Below are 26527 nucleotides of genomic sequence, written 5' to 3'. Positions count from 1 at the left end.
CTACACCCACAACGTCAGGCCGTGCGCGCGACGGCGTCGCATCAGCAACGCCCGCAAGCTGGCGCTCGCGGCGTCAAGCCGGTCCGGTGTCGCTGCCGTTTCCCGCTCGCGCAACCTTGCACGCCAGAGTCCGTATCGATGCTCGAAGTCACGCATGGAGACGTAATCCATCCAGTGAAACTCCGGCAGCAGATGCGCGGGCAGATTGCGGCACACCGTCTCCTGCGCCAACTGGCGGAAGTCGGGATCACTAAATCGCGATGTCCACGCCGGGAAGACGACGCTGATCCGCGCGTTGAAAAACGACTCGGCCTCGCGCGCCTGCGCGTCCGATTCCGCCGTCGTACCGTCTTGCGTCGCACCGATGCTCCTGGGCCGCAACAGCACATGCTCGACCAGATAGAAGCCCTCGGATGCCTGATTCAGCGCGCAGAGAAATTCGCGCAGAATTTCGACATATCGTCCGGCGTAAGTCACCGCGTCGTCGCCATGAAAACGCGCCAGCAGGACTTCGCCGGGCGAGTCGCCGCCAAGGCGCGCGTCGTGCGTGCGGAAATGGACGTGCACCGCGTCGTCGTGCTGTCGGAGGATGAAATTCTCCAGGCGCACGCCATGCACGAGCAGGCCGCCGGGCAACGTGTCGCCGGGCTGCGCGTGCGCTCCGGCAGGACGCACCGCCGGCGTGCCCTGAGACTTGAGTACGATCAGACGCGCCGCCGCGAATTCGTAGCTCTCCTTCGTCGCCGCGTGATCCCCCTGCAACCGCAAGTGCCAACGATTTAGCGCGTCGCTCAGAGGCACACTTGGTGGCTCGGCAGGCAAACCCAGCAGGATCGATATCTTCGCGTGCACGCCCGCCACGTTGGGCCGTCCGTCGGCCCGCACGTCGGCCGCCGTGATATCGAACGCCGACGCGCGGTCGCGCGAGAGCGTCGCAATGTGACGCAGAAAATCCAGTTTGTTATCGATCAGCCAGCGCGCGCCGTGCGCGTCCTGATAATCGTCGAATCGACGCAGGGACTTCTGGGAGTACGTCTCGCCGTACATCGCCAGCAGCACGTCGAGCAACCGGCTGCGACGGTCTTCCGCGCGGTCCTTGCGCGAGACGATCCGGGCCAGTTGGCTGCGGATGGCGTCCGGTGCATCCGTATAGAACGCTTCGATGTCCGGCAACGCCTCGTTGTCGATTCGCTGCGAAAAATAGGTCTCGTACAGCGTGTCGACCGAGAACATGCGGCCAACCGATTGCAGGTTCTCCAGATAGTTCGCCATCAGCTGCTCGGCCAGATACAGATAAGCCTTCAACTGGTGCGCACTGACACGGTTCTCCAGCGGGGCCGTGGGCGGCACCCCGAAACGGTTGATGCCGTAGATCGCCGGAAACTGATGCTGAATCGAGAAGTACTCGCGCAATTCGCGCGATGCGCCCGTCGGTGCGGGCACAACAGTCGCCAACGACTGCTTCGTATTACGCAGCGTATCGAACTCGAAGCGTGCCTTGGCGAGGGCCACGCGGGCGTCGTCGAGTACGACCCGCGACTTTTCCTCACGTCGATGATCGCTGGCAGACGTCAACGCATGCGCGCCACTCCCGAGCGCCCCGCTGGCGAAATGCAGTCGCAAGAAGTTGCTCTGCGCGTCGCCGGGAAACCGCAGACGCAATACCGTGCCGGACGCCCCCGTCAAACTGTCGCCGCTCACAGGTGTTCCATCGGCGGTACACAGCGCCAGGCGTTGCACGTGCGCCACGCCGTCCACCGCTTGCACCAGTCCGACGAGACGCGCCACCGCAACCGGCGCACCCTGCGCCTGCGCGCCCGTGCTGGAGACGTATCCGTGCACCGTCCGGGGTCCGGCAAACAGCGTGTCGAGCGTCACACCAGCCTCGAATGCTTTCACATAACGGTCGATGCGAAATCCCGAATGTACGGCACGCGCACATTGGAAGAAGACGTCCGCAAAGATGGACGCCGGGTCGCGCTCGCTGTGAATCTGAATATCGCCGCTCAGATACACCGGCTGAACCGGCACGACGCTCACGTCCGACAGGTCTTCCCCCAGATTCCGATGCGCGTGAAAGACTTCCCGCACCCGCAGACAAACGGCGGTCTCGATCTGCGCGAGCGACGCAGTGTCGGCACTATCGTGCAACGCATCGTTCAATTTGATGGCGATGCGACACAAGCCGTGCGCGGGCTGGCCAGTGCTCGCCGGGCGTTCGTCACGCGTCAGCCAGACGTCCTCCAGCTCGGGGATCGTGTCGTAAAGCACCTTGCGATAGTCCTCGAACGTCAGGACTTCGCTCGGAAAAATCTCGTCGGCCGGATGCAGCGCGTGATGCCGGTAATCGATCTGTCCGTCGGCGTCGGTCAGGTAGTCTTCGGGCGGAAAGTCCGAGCGGTATCCGAGTTCGGTGATCGCGTAGCACAGCTGTTCGAGGATCGTGACACCCGGGTCGTGCAGGTTGTAATCGGTCCAGCGATCGCCGCACAGCGCCTGCAACGTCGCAATCCCGGCGCGGCGTAGCGCATCGAAATCGAGCCCCTGAGGATCGGGTGCAAAGCGGGCAATGGACTCCGGCGCGTTCATTGCATCTTCGCCCCCGGCATACGGCCAGAACTACTTGTCGCCGCGTTGCCAAACGCATGCCTAGCTGCATGCAGTTGCGCCTTCAGGTCGTCGATCAGCCCATGCACGCGGTGATACGGGAGATGCCCCAATGCTTCGACGATCAGCGAGAAGGCCGACGCGTCGAGCGCACAGACAACCGGCGCGCCCGGGGCGACGGCGTTGGCCTGGCGGTTCAACGCACCGATCAGCTCGAAAACCCGTTTGAACGGCAGCTCGCCCAGCGCGGCCATCAGCAGTTGCGCGTCGTCGGTGCCGATGACGATGTCCACCGTCGCGGGCGTGGCACGCGCGTTCTCGTGGGTCATTGCGCCCCCTTGGGTTCCGGGTCGGTGGCGCTGCCCGTCATGTCGGGATCGAACCACAGCGTGGTGAGGTAATACGTCACCCATGTCTTGGGCGCACCGGCGGCATCCCGCGTCGAGTCGTACGGACAGCCGACACGCATTTGCAGGACATAGCTATGCTTCGCGCCGTCGGGTGCATCGACCCATTGCAGTTGAAGACGATTGCATTTGCTGCCGAAATGAGACTGGCGATAGTCGATATCCCCTTTGCCGTTGTACGCCATCACCGCGTAGGCGTGCATCAGCGCGAACTTGCCGCTGCCGCGCTTGCCGACACCGGCGGTGATCTCGAACGCCTGACATCCCGTGAGCGGGTCGGTGATGTCGTGCCACTTGCCGTCGGCCTGCACGCTGCGCGCACCCGGGCGTCCGCGACGTCCGTCGGCAACCACGCGTCCGGCCACGTCCAGTTCGAACGTGGGTACGGCCGCGGGCGCTCCCTGCGCGCCCTGCCCATGAGGCGCCCCCGATACTGCGTCGCGCGCAGGCTTCTTGCCCAACTGTCGCAATGTGAGCGCGTTGGGGTTGTCCGGGTTGCCGAAAGCCAGTCCGCCCGCCTCGCTGTCAAGCTGGATCGTCCAGATGGGGCTCTTCAGGTCGATGTTCTGATAGAAGCTCAGCAACTTGCCCTGATTGAGCTGGGAGACCTTCAGGCCATCGACCGGGGTCTTGTCGAACCCCTCGTCCACGATGTTGAGCATGGAGTCGATCAGTTCGGAGAATGCCGTGGCCGACGGCATCTCTCCGTTGCCGAACTTACGCCGCAAAGTGTCCCGGTTACGCCGGGCGATCGGTTTTCCGTTCATGGTCGTCATCCGAAATGATGAAGGTGGTGCCGATTTCCAACTGACTGAGCGTGGTCGGCACGCCCTCGTAATCCCTGTCGTCGTCCACCGCTTCGATGGCGTGATGCGCCACCGGGATCGCAATGCTCCACGGATACAGCGGAACGATGTCCGTCTGCGGACCCGCAGCATCGCCCGAGCGCCGAGCAGTGTCGAACAGCGTGAAGGTCTGCATATCGGTGCCTGCCGCCGCCGTCGTGTCGGGGTCCGTGGCCACCGTCGCGATGCGCAGCATCGAAAACCCCGAGACGTACTGCACATAGGGCAACGCGCCGATGTACGCTTCGAGATCGTGTTGCCGGATGCACCACCCGAAGTGCGTGCGGTAGCCCACGTCGTCCTGCCACGGCGTGAGGTAGCGCGAGATCGCCGCGTTGAGCAGCGCGAGGTAATGACCGTTGCCCGCGCGATCGGCGAAGCGCACCTTGCAGCGCACCTGAATGCGTTCGTAGACCGGGTTCTCGACGGAAACACTCGCCCAGGGCGACGACAACGCATTCGCAAACTCGGCGATCTGCTGGACGACATTGCCGTCGAGCATCGGCATCTGCTCGCCGTCCTTCGTGGCAGGCCAGTACGGCAGCGGCACCACGAGCGCTTGCCCCGGGCGGACGCAATCGACCGGACCGTGCCGGGTCGACAGGTTCGCGAAGCACTTCACTTTGAAGACTTCGGCAAACGCCTCGAGAATCATCGATTCGAAGTCGGCAGGCGTGACCGCACGCTGCTTGTGGCGCAACCGTTCGCTCACACGCGTACGCATCTGTTCGCGTGTCTCCTGTGCCCGGCCGCCGCAAGACGGCAGCGGTTGCACGACGGACACGATGCCCGGCAGCGGACGTCGGCTGCGCGCAATCGTGCCCGCTGGCAGGACCATCGGCACCTCCGGTGGCACGTCTGCCCCGCGCCGGATCTGAACGGCTTGCGCGTGCACTGCGTACAAGCTGCAATACTTATCCATATCTCGGTCGGCGCTCACGCGCAGCCAGTACAGCCCGTCGGGCATGACGGTGTTGCGATTGCCGATATCGTCCGGCACACGCAACGTCACGATCCCCGAGGTCATGAGCTTGTGCGTACCGTCCGTGAGGACGTCGCGAAGCGCGAGCGGCTTCCAGACGTTGCTGCTGAGGTAGCTCCAGCGCAAGCCCGTCGGTCGTACGTCGTCACTGGCGTCGTCCACGGACCCCGTTACCGGGCGGGAGTCTTCGCGAAGCTGGAACAGCAACGTCAGCGTGTCGCCAAGGTCGTTCGCATCGATGCCGATGTACAGGTTGCCTGCATCTTCGAAGCGTGGGAGTAGCTCGGGGGCGGGATAGCTCGTCATGTCGAGCGATTCCCAGCCGGAAGGGAACAGATGCAGGAAGCGGCCGTCTTCATCCCGATTCGCAATCCGGTCGACGCTGATTTCACCCGTCGCGCTGTAGTCGAAGGAGATGGTGTTGACGATGGGCGTGTAGGGCGCACGTGGCATCGGGCGCTGTTTGCGCCACATACGCTTGCGTGAGTTGGCGAGCATCGTCGATGACAACACCTGCGGGTACGCTTCGTGCCCGAAAGCGAATGCGGGCGCGGCAAACGTGAACCTGAAGAATCCGTTCTTCGCCCCCGGGCCCCACGTGAGCGGATGGGCGGGACTGACGCCCTCGTCCGGCTCGAAGAGATGCGCGAGCGAACCTGCCTCCCACACGATGACGTTGTCGATGCGCTCGCCCTTGCCGGGCGTAACCCGCGTGTGAAAGAGCGGCACGACGGGGCGTGGTGCATCCCCAGATGGCAGCCATCCGCCCTTGGCCAGCACTTCGACCGACGCCACGTAGTCTTCGTTCGCCAGACGCACGTCGTACCCGTCGTACCACGTACCGAAGCCACCAGTCACGCGCGGCAGGTCCGCCCACTCGATACGAAGACCGAACCGCGTAATGCGCTTGGACGCCATTTCCGTGCTGCCCACCACCAGATAACTGCCCAGTCGCGGCAGCGGCCCGAACGGTGCAAAAGGTGTTGCCGCGCTAAGCTGGCCGATGTTGTTATAAAGCACCAGATCGCGACAACCGTGCGCGTCGACGTCGATTTGCGCGCCGGTCACAGGCAGATTGCGCAGCAAACCATACGGGAACAGATACGCGCCGGGATTGATGACGCAGCGCACGAGCGGCGTGTCGACGTCGAAATTCTCACCATGCAGCACCGGCGAATATCGCACCACCGATGGTGCCTCCGGTGCAAGCACGAAGCTGAGCGTCATTTGGTTGCCCAGCAGTCCCGGTACGTAGCCCGCAATATCGATCCACCCCTTCTCTCCCGTCAGCGAAACGGAAAACAAGCTGCGCAGAATCTTGAGGTAAAGATCCTGACGGCGCAGATGGCTATCGTTCGCCGTCTCTCGCCCTCGCTCGGCATCGTCAACGCTCAGGGCAGCGCCTTCGACCGGCGTATTGAATACGGCGTCGGCGATATGCCCGAGTTGCGTGACCAGCCGCTCATCGGCAAACGTAATCGTCAGCCTGATGACGCGCTCGCCTTCCTTGAGCAACAGCACCTTGCTGGCCAGCGCAAAACCGACACGCGCGGCGCGATGCGGGCTGATACCTGCGCCGGGCTTCGGCGCGCCGAGCACCGGCCAGGCTTGCGGATGCTCCACGCCGGGTGGCCCACATGGAACGTCTTCGAACCACGCCGCCGTGGGCCACTTACGACCCGTCGCACCGTTTTCCGGATCCTCCGGCAGCAGGTTCTCCGGCATGCTGTAGCCGTTGTGGTCGAGATACAGCGTCTGCACGCGAGTCACGCGCGCACCGCTCACACGCAGTTCGTCTTCCGATTCGTAGATGATGTCGTGGCCATGCGCGTCGATCCCGGCAGGAAATGCCGTCCCTGCGGGGACCACGACATCCCTGGCGTCGGGATTGCGACGCAATACCAGCCATGTGCGATCGGGCACCACGCCGCGCGGCGCGCTGCCGAGCATGCGTTCATAGTAGAAATCGATGAATTTCTGCGTGTACCCGTTGAGCTTGTTCTGGAGCTTCTCGAACTGTTTGACGAACGCGATCAGCAAACCGATGGCCGGATCGTGATTACCGCTTTGGAGCGACGCAGGCAAGCGGGCCAACGCCTCTTTGCGCACCATTTCGATGGCTTTCATGTACGCGTGAAAATCTGCGCGCACGTCGGCTTTGCCCAGCACGGTGTCAGGTTCAGGCGTAACCGTGGTGGCCATGGGGGCATGCGGCAAGTGCTCCGCTTCGGTCCAGACGGCATCGAGCGGCTCGCGCAGCGACATCGATTCGATCACATGCGGCACGCCCGAAGCCCGTCGGCTCAGTTGCATGATGACCGCCCGAAGCACCGTGCGCAGTGCCAGTCCGTTGTCCGTCTGCGCTTGCGATAGCGCCACATACCAGCCGTTGAGCGTGACGACGAGCTCCGGGACCGGGGAGGCGCCGATCATCGCGCGAACGCCTGCGCCGTTGCCGCGCACGCCGTCATATTCCGGGGTGTCGCGCCACCACTGCGCAAACCTCTCCGTCTCGCGCGACAAATCGAACGCCAGAATGCGACTCATGACGACGGTTTCATCCGCGCGAAAGAATGGCGACCAATCGCCCTCAGGCTTGTCCTCGGCGTTGTGAAAGCGCACCAGCGCCGCGAACTCGACCACGACATCGAGCAGATCGTGAAACGTCATCTCGTCGAGATGAAAATACCCGTCCTGCAACGCGGGCAGCGCCCGCATCGCCTGACTGGTGCCATCTCGAATGATGAGGTTGTGCATCGTTTCGTGTTGTCGTTGCGCTGGTCGTGACGTTCCTTGTTATCGGGACACCGGACCGGGTTACCGCTGCGGCTCAATCTGCACCGTCGGCACATTGGTGCCTTCGAGGAAATAGAACGGGTAGACCATGTTGCTGCGGGTGTTTGTGCCGCGCACCGTGTAGTCGATCAGCACGTCGACGCGCCCTTCCATCGCGTTCGACGCGTCAATCTCGATACGCTCCACCGTGACGCGGGGCTCGAAGAACAGAATCGCCCGGTCGATGGCGTCGCGCATCTCGGTCATCACGCTTTCGCTGATTTCTTCGAAGACGTACGCCTTGATCCCGCAGCCGAACGTGGGCTGCATGATGCGCTCGCCCGGCACCGTGGACAGGATGATGCCGAGGCTCTCGCGAATATCGGTCTCGGCTTCGACCATCTGCGTGCGGCCGCTGTCCGCGCTGTCGCCAAAGCGCGGCGGAAACGCCCAGCCGGTGCCGAGAAACGATTTATCTGTGCTCAAACGTGCCTCCCGCGCTCAGCCGCCGATCATCACAGTCGGACATCCCATCACGATCGCGCCGCCGTGAGCGCACGTGTCTCCCACGCGTGCCGCCGGTTTCCCGCCGATCATCACAGTCGTCGAGCCCATGACGATGCTGTCCGGCGGACCGACGCAGACACAGTTATCCGTCACCACGGCGGCAGGTAGCTTGCCGACCAGCACCGTGGGCACGCACGGACCGATGATTGGGCCGCCGACGTGCGGGATCGGCGCAGGCACGGCAGGTGTCTGCATCGGGCAGGTATGCATATCGGTCAATCTGGCGGCCATCGGCATGTCGTTGTCTCCTCTGTCGTATTCCCGACGCGTGGCGTGCGGGTCAGTTGATCATCACCAGCGCGCCCTTGACCGTCGTCTGGCCGCTGGCCGAAAGCTCGGCCGTGGCCGATCCCTTGGCAGTGAAGCCGACGTTCGCAGTACTGGTGATGTTGAGCGCCTGACTCTTGAGGTCGGCCTGCGCGGTCTGCTCGATATTCCCCACCGCGCTGATGCTCACCTTGCCCTTCGCGTTGATGACGATGTCCTTGGGGCTGTCGAGCGTGATGCCGTCCGGCGTCATCTGGATCTTGTTGTCGTTCTGATCGGTCAGGCAGATCGACTTGGCGTCGTCGCTCATCTCGATCGTGTTCATTTGCGGCGTGATGAGCGTGATGACCTTCTTGTCGTCGTCGAAGATGACCTTGAGCAGCCCCTTCGTCCAGAGCGCCTTAGTGAAGTTCTCGGCGGTCAGTTCGTAAGGCATCTTGTGCTGACTGCTGTAGACGCTACCCAGCACTACGGGATAAGACGGGTCGCCGTTGAGATACCCCAGAATGACTTCGTCGCCGATCTCGGGGATGAAAAACGCGCCAACGCCCGACGAACCGTAGAAGCTCGCGAGCCGTGCCCAGACACCGACCGTCTCGGCCTGCAGCACCTGCACCGCGACCTGAATCCGGTACTGGCTCTCGGGGTCGGCGTCGAGCTTCATGACGACGCCAATCTGCAAGCCGCCGACACCCGGCACAAGGCCCGACGCCATGACATCTCCCGCGCCCCGGCGCTCGGAGAATCGCTCCGGCGACATGCCGAAATCTACGTCGGATATCCAGTTGCCATCGGCAATTCGATGCTGCACGGCGCTCACGAAGACGCTACCGCTGAAGCGTTTGCCCACGCCCTCTACCTCGATCATCGTGCCGGGTTTGGCCAATGCGCTGCCCTGAAACGACATGTGTCCGCGAATACGGGCGAGTGCCGCGCGCATTTGCGTCGCGTCGCTCCAGGATTTGAGATCGTCGGATGGCACCGGCACCGTCGATTGCAGACGGAACGTGGCTGGCCCTGCGACGCTCGCCAGCGTCGACGCGCTCAGGTTGCCCTGCTCGTAGAGCGACGCCGTCCCCGCCGTTTGCTGCACCATCGCCTGCGTGGACGGATCCCACGCAGCTGCCACGACGCTCTGCAACTGCGTGCGCGCATCGATGTCGGCCGAGAACGACATGAGATCCATGCCATAGGTCACTTTCAACACGGCGGCTGCGCTGGTTTGCGGCGCTTTCACCGTGATCTTGCCGTCATCGTCGGCAATGACCAGCGCACCGTTCGCCTCTGCGCGCAGCAGCATAAAGTCCCAGTCCGTGCTGTAGAACTGCACGATTTCCTTGTGCTGGGTGGTGGTCGCGGCGACGTCGGACGTTGCGCCTGCCTTGTCGATCAACTGACTGATGATGTCGCTGTCCTTCATGTCGATGTAGTTGGCGTTGTAACTGCCAATCGTCATCTTCACGGCCTTGTGACGGCATTCCAGCACGAGCCTTGCTTCGTTGCCACTCGTGATGCGGATGCTGTGGCGGATCAGCACGCCATCGAAAATCTGTGTGGCATTCGATCCGTAGCCAGCGCTGATCACGATGGCCGCGCCGGGCGCGAACGTGTCCATGTCGCTGACTGGGAAGTCGTTGTCGGGCATATCGCCGTCGAGGATCTCGATGCGCGCCTGACATATGCGCCCGACGGCGCGTTCGATATCGACCGAAATCACGCGGATCGTGTCGGCGAGGGGCGCGCCATTGCTGGTGATCGTCAGCTTGAGCACGCCGCTGGTATTGAGTGCGGGAGAGTCGGCCATAGCGTTAGACGAGCGGCGGGAAGCGTAGCATCATGCCCGGCTCCAACTTGCGGAAGCCGGTCAGATTGTTGATGCGCGCGACTTCGCGGTAATACGAGGGATCGTTATAGATGCGGTTGCACAGCAGCGGCAGCGTGTCGCCCGCCGTGACTTCCACGAGGTGACTCAGGTCCGGTGAGCTGAGATTCGCACGCAGCGAACTCTCGGTGGCGCTCACCCAGCCGACGATACCCAGCGACACACGGGCGCGCAGCGGCTCGCCGGTGGGCTTGAACATCGTGTAGTCGAGTCCGATGGATTCGACACGTCCAAAGAAAATGAACGTGCCCCACAACAGACGCACGTAATTCGGTTCGTGCTTCTTGCCGTCGTACTTGTAGATCACCGCCAGCATGGCGTCGATCATGTCCTTTACGCTGCGCGAGTCGGTGCCATCCACCACGCCGGTACCGTCGAGCACCAGATTGTCGATGCTGATGGTCTCCGGTCGCACAGCGCTAAAGCGCGGCGTTGCGCTCGGCTGTCCGAGCGTCTGCTTCTTGTTGTACTCGATGCTCAGTTTGCGCTTGTAGCCGACCGGGTTGATCAGCGCTTCGAACGGCGTGCGGCTGTTGTCTACGGCAATCTGGCCGCTCGACACCGTGCACGGTGCAATGCTGAACTTGCGGCGGGTGAGACTGGTTGCCACGGCTTAACGCTCCTTCGCCCGTTCGAGCAGATCGAGCACCAGCGAACGGCATTCGGCGAGCAAATCGGCTCGCGCCTGTTCGTCGAAGCTGCGCGACACGCCCGGCTCGTCGATCGGCGCCGTGAGTGCACCGGCGGTGTCGGACGCACGCTGTACCACCGTCGACTTGATGCTCAGATGACCGATTTCGATTGGCATCGGTGAATCCCCTTGTGTGCGCTTCTTGTCTTTACGCCATGCGGTTCGAGTAGGTGTAGCTCAGTACGATCTTCTCGATGGCCACTTCGTTTTTCGTCGAACCGAAACTCTCGATTTCCCACTTCACCGGAAAAGCGTTCGCGAACGTCCAGATGCGAATCGGCAGGTGCAATTCGTCGAGCAGTTGCACCATTAGCGACTGCGGACGGATCGGCACGACGAACTCGCCCTCGAACACCGAACGGCACCACATCACCAAGGGCGACGTCATCGAAGCGATGCCCCGTTTGAGCTCCAGATGCGGATGCTTGACGCCCTTCGGCAGCGTATGCACAAAGCGGTTCTCGCCGCCCTCGGGCACCGCTTCCGTATCGAGTTCCGTCGCGATACCCGACACGTCGCGAAACGAAGCATCCATCGCGCCGGCGGTGGACGCGAACATCACGCGGAAATGAAAGGCTGACGGTGGATAGGGATCGAACGGCGATGAAGGCATAGCGCAGACGCGTGGTAATCGGAACAGCAGGGACAATCGAGAAAATGGGGACGAGCAGAATCGAACGCATACCCCGGAAAAGCACGACGGCGGCCAGCGCTGGCGGCCCGCGAGGCGGGCGCACCAGTGCGGCACGCGCACGTCAGCTATTGGCGATGGTCAACCCTTCGTGCACGATCTCGATGGTCTCGATGGCGACTTCGTTGCCTTCGGACTTCAGATCGGTGCCCGTGATCTTGGTCGGCCACGCGTTGGCGAGCGTCCAGACCATCGTCGGCTTGCCCGCTTCGTCGAGCAGGCTGATCGTCACCGGCACCCGCTTGATCGTGTTCATCTTGATCTGGTTGAACCAGTCCCAGAACTTGTTATCGGACTTGAACACGCCCTTCTTCATGGTCACGTTGCCGTACTTCTTCATGCCCGGCATCTTGATCACGGAGAACTCGGGGCTATCGCCATGACGGTATTTGATTTCTTCGGACTGCACGTCCAGGCCGCTCACTTCCTGAAACGACATGACCTGCGAATCCCACTTCACCTGAAAGTAGAACTTGGGAAGGGGCCAAACCGTGGTGGATTGTTTCGAACCATCGTCTGCCATCACACACCTCGTCTATTGATTGCATGCGGAAAATGCCGGGCCACGCTCGCGCTTCGTATCGACGCCTGTCGATGTTCCTGTAGCGCGGCAGCTATCGTCCGGCCTAGCGGATCGCGCCCGAGCGTGCTCAGGACTTCTGCATCTGCTGCTGGAACGTCAACTCGATGAATTCGGCCGGACGACTCACCGCCACCAGCACCGTCACCTTGAGCATGCCTTCGAGAATGTCCTCGCCGGTCATCGTCTCGCCCAGACCCACGAAGACCTGGAAGGCATCGTCCGGGCTTGCACCCGCCAGCCCGCCGCGTTTCCACACGCTGGTCAGGAAGTTGCGCACCATGCTCTTGATCGTCACCCACGTATTGGCCGTGTTCGGCTCGAACACGTAGGCCTTGCACGCGAGGCGCAGCGACTCTTCGATCATGATCATCGTGCGGCGCACGCTCAGGTAGCGCCAGTCGAGACTGTTGCCATCGAGCGTACGTGCGCCCCAGACCATCACGCCTTCGCCGATGAAGCTGCGAATGGCATTGACGGACTTGCCGGAGGTCGGCACGTTCAGGTCTTCCTGATCGGCATTCGAGATGTTCACGCACGGCGACACTACGCCGTTCAGGCTGATATTGGCCGGGGCCTTCCACACGCCGCGCGTGTTGTCGACGAGCGTGTAAAGACCAGCCATGCCAGCGGCGGGCGGCATCAGGTTGATCTTCTTCTGAAGCGACTGAAGCACCTGCACATAGACCGTGCTGATGACGCTCAGCGTCTTGTGCAGATCGGCGATGGCAGCCTTCGTCATGACCGGGGGCTTGGCGGCGGCCGTGGCGTCCGCGTTGGCGGGGGCAGCTGCGGCTGCGTCCCCCTCGGCGGCCGGTGCGGCATCCGTCTTCGCGGCATCTCCGCCCGTGAGCTTCGCCAGAACGGTCTTGACCTGTGCGGCCTTCGCTTGTGCGGCCGGTGATACGGGCGCCGGAGGATTGAGCACCGAATCGAGCTCGGCGGTGATCAACGTCTGAAGCTGGTTGAGGTTGGAGAGCTTGGTGAAGTCGAGATCCTTCTCCGTCACGATCGACGTGTTGACCCACGGGTAGTAGCCCGCGCCGAAGTCGAGGAAGGAGGAACCGACGTCGTCGCGGAAGTCGGTAATGCAATCGCCGCCCGGCGCCTGACGGTCCCACGCACCGCCGAACACGTCGAGAATCGCAAAGCGGTTACGCATTGTGTAACCGCAGTGCATGAGCATCTCCTTCTGCACCGAGGCACAGTCCTGACGCGACAGACGCACCGCATCGGGCACGAGCACCATCGTCGGTTCCTGCTCCTTCACGAGCGACTGAATGCCCTTGATCAGGTCGTCGGAGCTGACGCTGCCGCCGTCGTACGTGCCGACCGACACGATGTAGCACGGGCCACCGCCGTTCTGGAAGAAGAACAGCATGCTGTAGTACAGCAGGTATTCGATGCCTTGCGGCGTGAACTTGAACGGCTTGCGTGCACCCTGTGCACCGATGAAGAGATCGGTGACGACGGGACGTGCGGGCGGCGTGGCGGCAGCATCGCCACCGGCGGGCGCAGCGGCAGCATCACCGGCCGCAGCATCGGCCGCAGGCTTGGCCGGTGCCGTCGCTTCGGCCACCGCGTCGAGCGAGTAAGTCGTCTGCGGCGGACCGCCGAAGTACATGAGGAACTCGGCCATCGAGCTGATACGCCACGGCGTACCGGCCAGGGGCGTGCCCTTGTTATCGGCGAACTGCGTGTAGCCGATGAAGGCAGGCACGGCCGTGGCGACTTCGACCACGGAATTGGGAAACGCGTTTTGCTCGACTACGTATACGCCTGGTGTTTTGTATTGCGCCATATGTTCACCTCGGTCATCGATGTCAATTGATGTAGATCTCGGATACCGGTACTGCCCGGCTTTGCGCCGCTAGTTCAGCGTCCTGCGGTTTGTGCACCTTCGGCGTCTTCTGCGTCAGGCTGCCGATGTCGGCATTGGGCAGTCTCCGGATCAACACGCGTTCACCCGACCGGCCCCGTTCCCGCAACTGAAATCGCTGCGGGTATTGCTGCTGCATTGCAATCGCTTGCTCACTCTCGAAGATCACGGCGTGACGTCCGCCCGGACGTGCCTCGCGACCTGCCGTGACAAAACTCACCTTATCGTCCAGATCGACGATGTTCAGCGCGTCTGCCCCTACGTCTCCTTCAGCACACACGTAGTAGTAGCGCCAGCAACTCTCGCGCGCGGCGAAATTCGCCACGTAGTCCACGCCTCCCGGCCCGCCGCCCGTCACCTGATCGGCCAGGTCGATTTGCACCACCAGCACCGGCGGATTCACGCGATCGCTGCGTTCGAGATACGGCGTGAGCGATGGCATATCGACAGACACGCCATCGCTTGCGTCGACATAAGGTTGCGCATGCAGCCGACGTGCCAACGTCTGTCCCTTGACGGGCACGCTCGCTTCGCTGGTGACGAAATACACCGACGCGCCTTGCTGCGCGGCGGCGCGTGTCGGCGACGTGTAAAGGGAAAATGCGGTGTCCTGCGCGTACCACTTGAAGGTCGCCACTGCGTCGCCGCGCCGGAGGCCATCGAGCAAAACATCTCGGCGGTCCGATGCGCAGAACACGGCCACGCCCTGACGATGCGGGCGCACGAGCAGGTCGCGACGGCGCACCCACTGGGCAGTGTCATGCGTAGCCTCATGGCGAAGCCACAGGTGCGGCACCGTCCAGTAGGCGTGGGTGACCTCGATGGCAAACAGGCGTGTATAGCCTGGCACCACCGGCGTGGAAGCAGACGTAGGCATGCCTTCGATTCCGCTTAGTGACTAATCGCGGGGACCGGCGCACGCACGGTCGGCACGGTGCCGGTAATGTCGCCGGTATCCGGCGCCATCAGGCGAACCTTGTACAACACGGATGGCAAATATTTGCCGCCGAGCATCGTCCAGAGGTTGCTGAGTTCGCGGATATCCAGATTCTCGATCTCGAGCATCAGCCGGTCGATACGCGGATCGAGAGACGGCGACGAGCGATGATCGAATACGGGATTGCGCTGGAAGAATGCGATGGCTGCCGAGATCAGCTTGAGCGAATCCTGGTAATGGCCGCCGGTGAAATTGGCCGCCACCATCACATAGAGATTGAGATACAACGGCGCCACGCCGAGCGACAGGCTCGATGCGCCCGCATCGCCCGGAATACCCTTACGTACCGGGCCGGAGTCGCGCTCGATGTGCGTGAGCATCACGACCAGACGGTTGCTGGTGTTGGCGACAGCCTGACCGTTAACGTCGACAAGACCGGACATCGTCACGATATCGCCGTCGAGCGTATACGTCTGTTTTAAGTGTTCGTTGAGCCGCCCCGCAAGGTGCTCCACAGCAGCGTTAATCATGGTCCCCGATACCCTTTCGCAATGCGGTTGCAAAATCTGATTCGGTACAACACTTTCGACTACTGGAACTGGCGTGTCGCAAAATTTCTTACATCGTGTCGTATGGCGAAACACGACGATCTGGATTCTTGAGCGTTCTTGCGCCGCCCGGAATGTTAGCTTTTGATTTTTTGCTGCGGAACTGTAGCACAAGCACGCGGCGAATAGCGTGCTCGTGAAAATTCGTAATGAATTGCGCGGTCTTTCAATAAAAAACGATCATGTACGCCGGGCGAGCACTTCGTCTCTCGGACCGACGTCGACGACACGACCGCTTTCCATGACTACGATGGTGTCGAAACGACTCAGCAGACTCGGCCGATGCACGGAAGCCACAATGCATGCCGTCGGAAACGCGTCGTACATGCGCTCGAACACCCGCCCTTCGGCCAATGGGTCGAGCGCGCTCGTCGGTTCGTCGAGCAGCAACAGCGAACTGCCCTGCGCCGCCAACGCACCACGCGACAGCGCAAGCCGTTGACGCTGCCCGCCGGAGAGATTGCTACCGCGCTCGTTGAGCGTGCTCGACAGGCCATCCGGGAGATGTTGCAGCACGTCGTCGAATACGCCCGCGTGCACAGCTGTCTGGAGCGCTTGTGCATCGGCGGGTTCACCGAACGTCAGGTTCTCTTCGACGCTGGCCTCGAACACTTCGGCTTCCTGGGGAATCAGCGTCGCCAATGTGCGCAGGTCCGACCAATCGGTGACGTTGCCATCGCGTAGAAGTTCGCCGTGTTGCGGAAGGTACAGACCGGCAAGCGTTCGCAGCAATGTGCTTTTGCCACCGCCGCTCGGACCGATGAGCGCCACGCGCGACCCGCGTCGAAGCGTGAGGTCGACGCCACGCAACCCGCCGCGGGCATCGTCGGCATAGTTCCACGAGACGTTGCGCAACGTCAGCGTTTGCCACGGCGCGTCGGCAATGACCGCCGGGACGACGGCATCCGGATCGCTCGGGGCGTCCCAGATCGGCTCGGCGCTGCCGTAGTCCGTGTGCATCCGCGCGAAGCTCTGGAAGTTCGACGCCATCGCACCGACCACCGTCGCCGCCTGTTGCGCGTACTGGTAGATCATGAACACCGTGCCGAGCATCACGGCCTGTCCCGGTTCGCGCGATTGCAATACGTAGACCACAACGAGAATCCAAGTCAGCCCCATGCCCAGTATGTCGACGGCGAACCACTTGCCTTCGTTGACCGTCACCGTGCGTCGCAGCGGCACCATCACGGCGTCCATCCGATGGCCGAGCAGCTTGCGTGATGCCGCCTGCAAGCGCAGACCGATCACCGTGCCCGCGTTACCGACAAAATCGAGCAGCGCCGCTGCATAGCGACGCTCGGCATCGTTCTCCGCACGCGCGAGCTGCATCAGCACTCGGTCGAATCGAAGGATGATGATGGCGATGACGACATACCCGGTCACGGCGATTGCACCGCTGGTTCGCGACAGCAGCGCCAGCGCGACCAGCGGACCGACGAAATTGAAGACGCTTTGCAGATAACCGAACTGGTTCTGCGCGAAGTCCGACAGTGCGCGGCTGGACTGCACGACGCGATGCTGAAGCTCGCCAGAATGCCGTCCGTCTCGCCATGCCAGCGGCGCGGCCGCAATGCGTGCATACAACTGATCGGCCAGACGCAAGCGCACCCGAACGCCGACGTTGCGCTCAAGAATTCGGCCCGGGCCATGCAGCAACCACGACAAGAGATAGATGCCGACGAGGTAGACGATCCAGCGTCCCGCAACCGTCATGTTGCCCTGCTGAAGCGCATTGATTGCCTGCGCGGCGAGCCACGGCATGGTCAGCCGGAGCAGTTGTGCCGCCGAGAGCAACCCCGCTGCACCTAGCAAATGTGTGCGCACGCCCTGCGCATGTCGCCACAGCGCACGATACAGATCACGGGCGGCACTGCCGAGTCCGATGGCGGGTTTGCGCGGGGAAACTTCTGGCGCCGTCATGCGTTCTTCGCTCCTTAATGCCGAAATAGCTGAGATATCGCCGTGCGATGCAGGCGTGATGCGCATGTCATGCAGCCGGGCCGCAGCGTGTGCTGGCGACCCGGTAAAGCATCACGCGCCGCAGTTGCCACGATAGGCAGCGTGACCGGTCAATATAGGGGAAAAAACCGCAGACGTCGCGATTACAGGGTCGAATGCACGTGCTTGTCAGGCGCGTGAGCAACTGCCCGGTCCTGCGGCAACGCAGTTACCGGGGCCTCTGTGAGGGCTGGTGCGTCCTCGGGCGGGATGCGGGTAAGAGGCCCGGATGCGACGTAGTAGAAGCGCAACGCCGCATTCGGATAGTGATACGGCACCATCGCCAGATTCACCGCACAGGAGTCGCAGAATGGCATGCGCGAGCACATCACGATTGAGCGCACGACGTTCTCGCCTGCCGGATGGTCCGCATAGATCTGGGCCAGAATCAGGCGCTCGGTGTCGAGCGTGCGCGACTTCGCCGCGCCGGACGCCGCGTGATACGTCGGCAGGTTGGCATCGGCGACGACAAACCGTAATGCGGGCGGCTCGGTCGGGTACGCCTGCGCGCGCGAGCGCGGGCCGTCGCCTTGCTGCGTGATGACGTTGTTCTCCCGTTCGAGATAGGCGCGACCAGCGTCGACGAATCGCACTGTCGGAGCGTTCGTCGGCAGCACACGCCGCTGAAGCCCGGAGAGGCAGTAGTAGATCGTTCGCGTGCCATCCACAAGCGTGACTTCCGCGAGCGCAATATTGGCGTTCTGCGACACTAGCCGCATGCGGTTGTCGACGTCGCGCGCGGCCCGGGCCTCGCCTGACACCAACGATTGAAGATCCGGCATGCCGGGAAAGACCTCCTCGAACAGCGCAAGCACATCACGGGTCGTTTGCACGTCGCCGGTGAACGGCAGTTGCGACCACACTGCCAATGGCGACGGGCGCGATACGAAGTCGCGTGCCACGGCGCCGATGAAAGCGTCCGCCTGACCGGGATAGCACTGCCAATGCGACCAGAGACGGTTGAATGTCGGAAGCAATTCCGGATCGACATCGGGAGACGTGCGCGCACCCAGACCACCGGTTTCGTCACCGCCTGCGCCTCGCGCCGAGGCCACGTGCCACTCGATGGCATGCGTGAGCTGCCCCACAGCTGCGCGGGCTTCGGCGACCGACAGCGGAACGTCCTCCAGACCCTGCCACACCTCGGACGGTGAAGGCGCCTGATTCCACATGCGCAGATATAGTTGCAAAAGTGTGCGCGTCTCACCGTACGAGATCGTTGGCAGAACGCTGGCGCTCTCAGCCGCCGCACGGTGATGTTGTGCGATCCAGTATTCGCGGATATCGCGATGCCCGACGTGACGATACTGCAAATGCACTCGCCCAGGCGCATCCCCTCCGCCGGGCAAGGTGAAGCGGTAATAGACCTCACGCGACAACTGCACCACGCCATGCAACACCTCGTGACGGTCGCGATACGTGCCGAAGGGCGCAGCAACGTGCATGTTCCCGAGCGTGAGACGAATGCGGCGTCCGCCCACCGGTCCGGCTGTCGTCGCCTGCTCGAAGTAGCCGAGTTCGCCCTCCAGCTCTCTCGCGTAGACGTCGCCCGCGACCAGCGGCGAACTCGACGTCACCTGTGGGATGCCCTGCGCGTCGAATTCGCCCAGACGTCCGAAAGCGAAGAACTGCCGTCGCCCGTCCTCGGCTACGAACGGCTGCGAATACACCGCGACCCGCAGACGCGCGAGCGGCGACGCCTCCGGCACCTGATGTTGTGTGACTGTTGCGCCCTGCTCCGTAACGGACACCTCGCCGTCCCGTTCGGTATGGCACTCCAGGCACATGCCGTCGACATCGATGCCAACGCCGCGCGAAATGCGGCACAACGCGAGCGGTCCAAGTTCGTTGCGCATTTGGTCTAACGGACGCAGGTCGGAAGCGTGCTTGCGCGTGCGGGCGACGGTTGTGCCATACAGCGTGCCGTCGATGTTGAAGACCTTCACGCCGTTCTGCGTGAGGTCGGGCCGATACTCGACATAGACGTTCGCGGGCAACACCCACTGCACACCGCGTCCGAGCGGGCCGCTGAACGACTCGTGCGGGAACGCCGCCAGCGCGTGGGGCTGCGGCAGAGCGACGACATCGGAAACCTGTGCGGGACTTGCCGGCCAGAGGTGCCGCAGCAAAGCCACGGCATCGTCGTCGAGCGTGCCCGCACCGATCACAGCGGCGAGGCACTCCAGACCGGACGCGCTCAACCGCGTCACCAGTGACCGCGCGCCACCAGCGTCGGCAATCGCACTTCGCCGGGGACGTGACCCGAGCCTTTCATTCGACGGTTCGCCGCGAATCACAGTCTCCAGCAGGATTTCGGCGACCTCCTCCATATCGGGTGATTCGAGCACGGGTGTGTCGGGAGACGGCCATCCCGGCGACACCGTTGCGCCGGCACGCATCGATACGAACCGTACCGTGTCGGTGTCGTCGATATTCTCGGCAATCGATGCCCAACGGTCGCCCCAGAACAACGGACCCAGCATCCGCTTGATACAGTCCGCGTCGGACGGACTCTGCATCCGGCAAGTCGAGAGCGGCACGACGAGTGCAGATGCCTGCGCGGCGAGCGTGAGCGCGAACGGTCGCCAGCGGCCCTGTTCGTCGCGCAGGTTAAGCGCGATGCCGGACGACGCGAAGTAGATACTGGGCGGCGGCCAGCCCTTCGTTCCTTTGTGGGTAACACGTAGCGTCATGTACCGAGGACTCAGCGCCTCGGCGTCCGCGAATGCTTCGCGCGTGTCGGGGTCGGCGGCAGCCACGGCATCACGAATCATGGCGACGACGACACGCTGCAAGTCCTCGCGATAGGCGGACAGTCCCATGCGAAGCGCAGCGTCGCTGTCGACAGCGGGCGGCGATATGCCAATCGCCGATGTCCCCGGTGACGGCAAACACTGATGCGCGACGCCCCCGTTGTCGTCACGTGCCGGACGCAATTTCAGCAGCGTGCGAATGCCTGCGATGGACTGTGAGTGCCCCAGCGTCACAGGAGGCTCCGTGCTGACGACGGGCGACACCCGGCTCCTCCCCCTCGCGCGCAAACCGGTGAAAGGACCTCGTGGCACGTCAGCTGCAGCCGCGTTGGCGACACTCGCGACACTCGCGACCGCCAGAAGCGTCAGCGCGAACGCAGCGCTGGCCGCCTGGCTGCGCACTTCCTCTCGCGGCGCACGTGACGATTCGGCGTCGCCGCGCTGTGCCCGTGCGCTGTTGCGCAGCTGTCTGCGAGGCAATGCGCGCCCCGCGCCCCAGTCGTCTGCAAGGGCATGGCAGCGCCTGCGCGGTGGCGCATTGTGCATGTGGGCGTTTGGACGATGGGCATGGTGTGGCATCGATGGATGCATGCGAGTCATGGAACGTCTCTCCTGAGCGTCGGGCCGCCAGCGGCCGCCGTGCGAAGGCACGACAGATCGCCGCTTGCGACACGGGAACAAACGCTATCGCGTCGACACGCCACACGATTGCTGAAACGAACCGGCAACTGTTCGGGAATAGACGATTGCCCCAACCTCGTTGCAAGATTGGGAAACCAGTGACGGACCGCAACGACCGGCAGCACGTGTCGCCGCGCGGCTGCGTGACATCAGAACGTGCTACCGTCGTGACATCGACTCTATCTCTTGAACGCGCCGTGCCCGAACCGTCATCGTCCGACCTCACACCGTCCTCCGCCACCACCACCGGGCCGCGTGCTGCACTCGACGTGCTCCGCGCGTTCCTCGTGCTCGGGCTGACCAGCTTCGGCGGCCCCGTCGCGCATATCGGCTACTTTCGACGCGCATTCGTCACGCGACGCCGGTGGCTTGACGACGCAAGCTTCGTCGATCTGGTTGGCTTGTGTCAGTTCCTGCCCGGCCCGGCGAGCAGTCAGGTCGGTTTCTCCATCGGGCTGCTACGCGCCGGATGGCTGGGCGGTCTCGCTGCGTGGTGCGGTTTCACGCTGCCGTCGGTGTGCCTGTTGCTCTTGTTCGCCGTACTCGCACCACATCTCGGCGGCACGCTCGGCGATGGCGTCGTGCACGGTCTGAAGCTGGTGGCGGTGGCGGTGGTGGCGCAAGCCGTCTGGGACATGGCGCGACGGCTATGCGCCGACGTGCGGCGAGCGGGTATCGCGTTGGCTGCGATTGCGATCCTTGGATTGACGACGACGGCCTTCGCGCAGCTCATCGTCATCGTTTTCGGCGCGGTGCTCGGCTACGGGCTGCTTCGCACGTCAAACGCCATCCCGGCATCTCCCGCTGCATCGACACTGCGATTCCATATCTCGCACACGGCGAGCCTGGTGTCCCTCGCGCTCTTTGTCGTGCTGCTGGCTGGCCTGCCGCTCTTGCATCAGTGGACGAACGGCCGGGCCATCGCCATCTTCGACGGCTTCTACCGCTCGGGCGCGCTGGTCTTCGGCGGCGGCCATGTCGTGTTGCCACTGCTTCAGGCTCAGACAGTAACGACAGGATGGGTGTCCGCGAACGACTTTCTCGCTGGCTACGGCGCGGCGCAGGCCGTGCCCGGCCCACTGTTCACGTTCGCGTCGTATCTCGGGTGGATGTCGGGCGCACCGTCTCAATCATGGCTGGGCGCGGCACTCGCCACGCTCGGCATTTTCCTGCCGGGACTGCTGCTGGTGATCGCGGCGCTCCCGAATTGGCAGACGCTTCGGGCACGTCCGTCGACAGCGGCCATGCTCGCCGGCGTCAATGCTGCGGTCGTGGGGATTCTGGCATCGGCGTTGTATTCACCGGTGTGGACCAGCGCTGTTCACAGCGCTGCCGATGTCGCGCTCGCCATCGTTGCCTTCGTGCTGCTGGTCCGGTGGAATGCCCCGCCGCTGGCGGTCGTCGCGTTATGCGTGATCGCCGGTGCGACGGGGCTGGTCTGACGGCTTAGTGCGACTTATTCACCGTCCGACACGCGCTCGATACGCAGTCGCTCCACCGACTTTGCTGCCCGGTTCACGTCCGCCGTGTCGTGCCACAGGGGCTTACGGCCGAACGACGTGTACATTTCCACCTGATCCGCGTAGTGCGGCGAACGGGTGCCGTCCGGCGCAATGAAACCGCTCTGTCCCGGCGCGACGACGTCGAACGCCTCGACCTTTGCGGTGCTACCCTTCGGTCCGAACACGATCAGATCGTTCTCCGTGCCCCGGTTCATGTAGACGGGCGTACGCACCGCTTCCGCCGCGTTGGCCTGCGGCACACCGAAGAAGTTGTTCGCGCGGAACGTCAGCGGCACCGTGGGCGCGCGCCAGGCCGCCATGTCGGGGCCGAGCTTCGTCTTGAGGGACGCGATGGTGTCGTCCAGCGCCGCCAGAATGACGTCGTCCTGACGCTTGCCGTCGAAGATATCGAACGTTTGCGGCACGCCTGCCTTGTCACCGCGCAGCGCTTCGTACAACACCTTGCTGCCGTTGCCGATATTCAGCGAACCCGTCGGGCCGTCCTGCGGGGCGGCGTAACCGCTTGCCAGGAACCATTTGTCGTACGGCGCGGGCACGACCTGACCGAGCGTACGTTTGAGCATGGCGCTCAGCCACGCGTCCATGACGGCCGGACCTGCTGTGTCGTAATGGTCCGTATGCTTCTCATCACGGCTCAGGCCATTCCATGCGGCCAGTTGCATAGCGAGTTGACGGCGTGCGTCGCCAGCCGGGAGATTCGCCGTAGCGCGTTCGATGAACGGCAGGAAGTGACTACGATTGACGTCCACCGCACTCGTATCCCTGAGGATCTGCCACATCTCGTCGACACCGAGTTTGTCGTGCGCTTCGATGCGTTTGTCGATCTCGACCACGCGGTCCGCACCGCCCCACAGGAATGCGAACAAATCGCTCGCCGGGTAGCCCTTCTGCGGCGAATTGTTCCAATTGGCGATCCACCCCTGCTTCGGGTTGTAGACCTTCGGATTGGTGGAAAACGGCAGCAGTCCCTTCCAGTCCCACTCGCCAGTGCCGGGCACCGGCAGACGCGGATCGTGGCCGGGCTGACGCGCCGGATACGCACCGGTATGGACGTAGCCGATATTGCCGGACACGTCTGCGTAGTACCAGTTGATGGTCAACGCGTGACGCGCGGCCTGCGCCGTCCACGACTTCCAGTCCTGCGCCTGCGCCTGATGCGTCCACGCAAGCAGCGACTGCACTTCCAGGCCATCCCACGCACGCGCTTTGGCATAGGCGATCGGCTGCTTTGCGTCGCGTTGCATCACGATGCCATGCACGGTGCGATACACCTCCTGCACGACCGGCTCACCGCCCTTCACTTTGATGATCTCGACGCGCTTTTCCATGTCGTGCCACTGGCCATTATGGAAGTAACGGTTCGGATTGACCGGGTCGAGCTTCTCGGCGTAAATGTCGATGTCGTCGCCGAAGCCAGCCGTCGAGCCCCAGGACACCTTGCCGTTATGACCGAACAGAATGCAGGGGTAGCCGAACGGCGTATTGCCGACGAGATCGAAGCCCGCGCCATGCAGGCCGATGCCATAGGTGTACGCCGGGGCGAACCACCCGAATTGCGGGCCATTGAGCATGATCGCGCGGGCGTCGCGTGCTTTGCTCTTGCCGACGATCCACATATTGCTCGTCGTGGGGAAACCGGCGAGCCCCGGCTGACCCGACTCGGCAAATTGCGCGAGCATCGTCGCGGCATTGGTCTCCGTGTCCTGATGCAGAAGCGCGCCATCGTTGCCGCGTGCCAGTCGCGCAAACATCGGTGCCGATCCGTCGTAGCGTGCGAGCGGTTGCATGGGCGCGCCGGTGGCCGGGCCGACCTTGACCGGATAGGTGCCTTCCGACGCGGGTACCGTCGACGGCGCATCCGGATTGACGATCCACTTCAGCTCGTTGAACAGCGCCATGCCCTTCTGCGCACCGTACTTGTCCTTGAGTGCGGTGAGCAACGCCAGGTTGTCGATCTCGCTCGTCGCATCCGAGAAGCGATTCGCCATCGTCCCCACGAAGACCATGGCGACGTCGAACGCGTCCCAGTTCGTCGGCTGGAAACCGAAGTCGTTGAATTGCTTGGGCATGCGCTGGTCCGGCTTCGCGCGGATCTGAGCGATCCATGCGTTCATGCCAGCGGCGTAGCCTTCGAGAATATCCCTCTCGCGTTGCGGCAGATCGGCCAGTTGGCGACGGATCGACGCGGGCCAGTAGTTGCCGCGAATCGACTTGTCGAAGTCCACGAACTTCTCGCCCAGCACTTCCGCCACAGTGCCCTGCGTGCTGCGTCGAGCCATCTCCATCTGGAACAGACGATCCTGCGCGATGGCATAGCCGTAGCCATAGAAGAGCGCGTATGTCGTCGACGCGTAGATGTGCGGCACACCGAATTCGTCGCGCTTGATGGTGACGTCGGTACGTCCCGGCACTTTGTCGACGGCGGTGGCCGCCGGTGCTCCCGGCGCGGCCGTCGCAACGGTCGGCGCGACCAGCGCCAGACTCAGCAGCGCCGCCGAGACGCTTGCAGACACCAGCGAAACCCGACTACGGCCAGGACGCGCGGCTTGATGTCGAATGCCAGCGGATGTTGCATTCACTGAAACAGGCGAGCGGGAAATCAAAGTCATCAATGTCTCCGTAGTTCTTTTGAGGAAGCGCATTGAAGCCTAACATGACAAAAACCGACCGGTCGGTTAATTATTCGAAAGATAACTCGACAGATATCTGGGGCTTGCGTAGCGTATGGTGCGATCGTGAATGGTCCCGACCGATCGCAAAGGCTTGACCTGCCCCTTGGGGACGGCCCGACGATGGCGTCACCCCGATCAACATCAAGAGGTGAACGATGAAGGATTCTGCGGTGAGCCTGGCTGCGTCCGAGGCGGCGCGGCGGCTTGGCGTCTCCAACAAGGCACTCCGGCTGTATGAGCAACATGGCCTGCTGTCTCCGAAACGAACCTCGGCAGGCTATCGGACGTATGACGCAGCAGAGATGGCGCGCGCGTCCGAAGTCGTCGCACTGCGGGCATTGGGCTTGAGCCTCGCGCAAGTCACGAGTGTCTTGAAAGGCAACGCCCAAACATTGTCGACAGCCCTTGAGGCGCACGAGCACACCCTCGACGCCGAGATCCGACAGCAACTGCGTCGACTCCAGACCGTGCGAAGCCTTCGCGCCGGGCTTGCGAGCGGCAGAATGCCCGGCCGTGGCGAGCTGCCGAGTCTTGTCGAACAAGCGGCACCGAGTGTCGCCTTCGAACTCCCCTGGCCTTGGGGCGGCGAGTGGTTCGAAATGCGCGACATACGACCGTTGAACTACATCATCGGCTCGCTGGGTAGCGGGAAGACACGACTGGCAATGCGTCTGGCGCAAGCCTTGCCGAACGGAGTGTTTCTAGGACTGAACCGATTCGATCCGCCGTGCGTGGCGACTTCGCCCCCGTCTTCGATCAACGATGCGTTGCAACAGCGTGTCGATCAAGCGCTGATCTGGCTAGTGGACGACGGGGCCGAACCCTCCGATGCACTGGCGATATTGCTGACGGCGTTGGAAGCCGATCGTACCGGTACGCTGGTCGTGGACATGATCGAGCAGGATCTGGCGCAGCCGACGCAAGAGGCGTTGATTCGTTATCTGCGGTTGCACGCGCGAACGCGTGCACATCCGCTTCTCATGATGACGCGCTCGTCGTCGATTCTCGACCTGAGCGCTGTCGGCAGAGACGAAGCCATCGTCCTTTGCCCGGCGAATCACAGCCCGCCGGTGCGCGTCGCGCCGTATGCGGGCGCGCCGGGCTTCGAGGCAGTGCAAACGTGCCTTGCGTCGCCCGAGGTGCGCGCGCGCATCGCCGCGCCGCCGACAAGGGTCTGACGAC

The 26527-nt window shown here is 63.1% G+C and carries 19 protein-coding genes; 2 read left to right on the top strand and 17 right to left on the bottom strand.

Annotation, left to right across the window (positions count from 1 at the left end; all coding sequences use genetic code 11):
* The 16 genes from PAN31117_RS08505 to PAN31117_RS08430 form a co-directional block, all read right to left on the bottom strand.
* Complete coding sequence (locus PAN31117_RS08505; RefSeq protein WP_150737809.1) at positions 1 to 2589, bottom strand: baseplate wedge protein; 2589 nt, start codon at positions 2587 to 2589, stop codon at positions 1 to 3.
* On the bottom strand, positions 2586 to 2936 hold the full coding sequence (locus PAN31117_RS08500) for a hypothetical protein (RefSeq protein ID WP_150737808.1): 351 nt from the start codon (positions 2934 to 2936) through the stop codon (positions 2586 to 2588). The genes PAN31117_RS08505 and PAN31117_RS08500 overlap by 4 nt, the downstream gene beginning before the upstream one ends.
* Positions 2933 to 3781 (bottom strand): hypothetical protein, encoded by an 849-nt coding sequence (locus tag PAN31117_RS08495; protein ID WP_150737807.1) that lies wholly within the window; start codon positions 3779 to 3781, stop codon positions 2933 to 2935. The genes PAN31117_RS08500 and PAN31117_RS08495 overlap by 4 nt, the downstream gene beginning before the upstream one ends.
* Positions 3753 to 7598, bottom strand: a complete 3846-nt coding sequence (locus PAN31117_RS08490; RefSeq protein ID WP_150737806.1) for a baseplate J/gp47 family protein — start codon at positions 7596 to 7598, stop codon at positions 3753 to 3755. Before PAN31117_RS08490 ends, PAN31117_RS08495 begins: the two co-directional genes overlap by 29 nt.
* A 60-nt stretch (positions 7599 to 7658) precedes the next feature.
* Positions 7659 to 8102: a GPW/gp25 family protein gene (locus PAN31117_RS08485; protein WP_150737805.1), complete on the bottom strand. Its 444-nt coding sequence runs from the start codon at positions 8100 to 8102 to the stop codon at positions 7659 to 7661.
* 15 nt (positions 8103 to 8117) lie between these two features.
* Positions 8118 to 8414: a PAAR domain-containing protein gene (locus tag PAN31117_RS08480; protein ID WP_246184387.1), complete on the bottom strand. Its 297-nt coding sequence runs from the start codon at positions 8412 to 8414 to the stop codon at positions 8118 to 8120.
* Positions 8415 to 8463: 49 nt separating this feature from the next.
* A complete protein-coding gene (vgrG, locus tag PAN31117_RS08475; protein WP_150737804.1) occupies positions 8464 to 10254 on the bottom strand; it encodes a type VI secretion system tip protein VgrG in 1791 nt (596 codons plus the stop codon).
* 4 nt (positions 10255 to 10258) lie between these two features.
* Positions 10259 to 10942 carry a CIS tube protein gene (locus PAN31117_RS08470; protein WP_150574167.1) on the bottom strand — a complete coding sequence of 228 codons (684 nt, stop codon included), beginning with the start codon at positions 10940 to 10942 and terminating at the stop codon, positions 10259 to 10261.
* A 3-nt stretch (positions 10943 to 10945) separates the two neighbouring features.
* On the bottom strand, positions 10946 to 11140 hold the full coding sequence (locus PAN31117_RS08465; protein WP_150737803.1) for a DUF5908 family protein: 195 nt from the start codon (positions 11138 to 11140) through the stop codon (positions 10946 to 10948).
* 31 nt (positions 11141 to 11171) lie between these two features.
* On the bottom strand, positions 11172 to 11636 hold the full coding sequence (locus tag PAN31117_RS08460) for a phage tail protein (RefSeq protein ID WP_150737802.1): 465 nt from the start codon (positions 11634 to 11636) through the stop codon (positions 11172 to 11174).
* Between the two features lie 142 nt (positions 11637 to 11778).
* A complete protein-coding gene (locus tag PAN31117_RS08455; protein ID WP_039398341.1) occupies positions 11779 to 12237 on the bottom strand; it encodes a phage tail protein in 459 nt (152 codons plus the stop codon).
* A 127-nt stretch (positions 12238 to 12364) separates the two neighbouring features.
* Positions 12365 to 14095 (bottom strand): phage tail sheath family protein, encoded by a 1731-nt coding sequence (locus PAN31117_RS08450; RefSeq protein ID WP_150737801.1) that lies wholly within the window; start codon positions 14093 to 14095, stop codon positions 12365 to 12367.
* A 22-nt stretch (positions 14096 to 14117) separates the two neighbouring features.
* Positions 14118 to 15050: a hypothetical protein gene (locus PAN31117_RS08445; protein ID WP_150737800.1), complete on the bottom strand. Its 933-nt coding sequence runs from the start codon at positions 15048 to 15050 to the stop codon at positions 14118 to 14120.
* Positions 15051 to 15064: 14 nt separating this feature from the next.
* A complete protein-coding gene (locus tag PAN31117_RS08440; RefSeq protein WP_150737799.1) occupies positions 15065 to 15640 on the bottom strand; it encodes a Pvc16 family protein in 576 nt (191 codons plus the stop codon).
* 258 nt (positions 15641 to 15898) lie between these two features.
* The gene (locus PAN31117_RS08435) at positions 15899 to 17638 is read right to left on the bottom strand and encodes an ABC transporter ATP-binding protein (RefSeq protein WP_150737798.1); all 1740 of its coding nucleotides are present in this window, start codon (positions 17636 to 17638) and stop codon (positions 15899 to 15901) included.
* Positions 17639 to 17820: 182 nt separating this feature from the next.
* Positions 17821 to 20949 (bottom strand): deaminase domain-containing protein, encoded by a 3129-nt coding sequence (locus tag PAN31117_RS08430; protein ID WP_174990878.1) that lies wholly within the window; start codon positions 20947 to 20949, stop codon positions 17821 to 17823.
* A gap of 398 nt (positions 20950 to 21347) precedes the next feature.
* Here PAN31117_RS08430 and chrA point away from each other — a divergent pair, with 398 nt between their 5' ends.
* Positions 21348 to 22592, top strand: coding sequence for a chromate efflux transporter (gene chrA / locus PAN31117_RS08425; RefSeq protein ID WP_150737796.1), 1245 nt, complete (start codon positions 21348 to 21350; stop codon positions 22590 to 22592).
* Between the two features lie 14 nt (positions 22593 to 22606).
* Here the strand turns inward: chrA and PAN31117_RS08420 are convergent, their stop codons facing one another.
* On the bottom strand, positions 22607 to 25282 hold the full coding sequence (locus PAN31117_RS08420) for a penicillin acylase family protein (protein ID WP_150737795.1): 2676 nt from the start codon (positions 25280 to 25282) through the stop codon (positions 22607 to 22609).
* Between the two features lie 218 nt (positions 25283 to 25500).
* Between PAN31117_RS08420 and PAN31117_RS08415 the strand changes: the two genes are divergently transcribed.
* Positions 25501 to 26523, top strand: a complete 1023-nt coding sequence (locus tag PAN31117_RS08415; protein ID WP_150737794.1) for a MerR family transcriptional regulator — start codon at positions 25501 to 25503, stop codon at positions 26521 to 26523.
* Positions 26524 to 26527 lie beyond the last annotated feature (4 nt).

The organism is Pandoraea anapnoica (assembly GCF_902459765.1).
In the GTDB taxonomy this organism is placed as follows: Bacteria; Pseudomonadota; Gammaproteobacteria; order Burkholderiales; family Burkholderiaceae; genus Pandoraea; species Pandoraea anapnoica.
Note: the sequence above shows the minus strand (reverse complement) of the source record. Positions and strands in the feature narration are given on the sequence as shown.

Coding starts and splice junctions, on each gene's coding strand:
- PAN31117_RS08505 (WP_150737809.1), bottom strand. CDS start 2,589: ATGAACGCGCCGGAGTCCATTGCCCGCTTTGCACCCGATCCTCAGGGG.
- PAN31117_RS08500 (WP_150737808.1), bottom strand. CDS start 2,936: ATGACCCACGAGAACGCGCGTGCCACGCCCGCGACGGTGGACATCGTC.
- PAN31117_RS08495 (WP_150737807.1), bottom strand. CDS start 3,781: ATGAACGGAAAACCGATCGCCCGGCGTAACCGGGACACTTTGCGGCGT.
- PAN31117_RS08490 (WP_150737806.1), bottom strand. CDS start 7,598: ATGCACAACCTCATCATTCGAGATGGCACCAGTCAGGCGATGCGGGCG.
- PAN31117_RS08480 (WP_246184387.1), bottom strand. CDS start 8,414: ATGGCCGCCAGATTGACCGATATGCATACCTGCCCGATGCAGACACCT.
- vgrG (WP_150737804.1), bottom strand. CDS start 10,254: ATGGCCGACTCTCCCGCACTCAATACCAGCGGCGTGCTCAAGCTGACG.
- PAN31117_RS08465 (WP_150737803.1), bottom strand. CDS start 11,140: ATGCCAATCGAAATCGGTCATCTGAGCATCAAGTCGACGGTGGTACAG.
- PAN31117_RS08460 (WP_150737802.1), bottom strand. CDS start 11,636: ATGCCTTCATCGCCGTTCGATCCCTATCCACCGTCAGCCTTTCATTTC.
- PAN31117_RS08455 (WP_039398341.1), bottom strand. CDS start 12,237: ATGGCAGACGATGGTTCGAAACAATCCACCACGGTTTGGCCCCTTCCC.
- PAN31117_RS08450 (WP_150737801.1), bottom strand. CDS start 14,095: ATGGCGCAATACAAAACACCAGGCGTATACGTAGTCGAGCAAAACGCG.
- PAN31117_RS08445 (WP_150737800.1), bottom strand. CDS start 15,050: ATGCCTACGTCTGCTTCCACGCCGGTGGTGCCAGGCTATACACGCCTG.
- PAN31117_RS08440 (WP_150737799.1), bottom strand. CDS start 15,640: ATGATTAACGCTGCTGTGGAGCACCTTGCGGGGCGGCTCAACGAACAC.
- PAN31117_RS08435 (WP_150737798.1), bottom strand. CDS start 17,638: ATGACGGCGCCAGAAGTTTCCCCGCGCAAACCCGCCATCGGACTCGGC.
- PAN31117_RS08420 (WP_150737795.1), bottom strand. CDS start 25,282: ATGACTTTGATTTCCCGCTCGCCTGTTTCAGTGAATGCAACATCCGCT.
- PAN31117_RS08415 (WP_150737794.1), top strand. CDS start 25,501: ATGAAGGATTCTGCGGTGAGCCTGGCTGCGTCCGAGGCGGCGCGGCGG.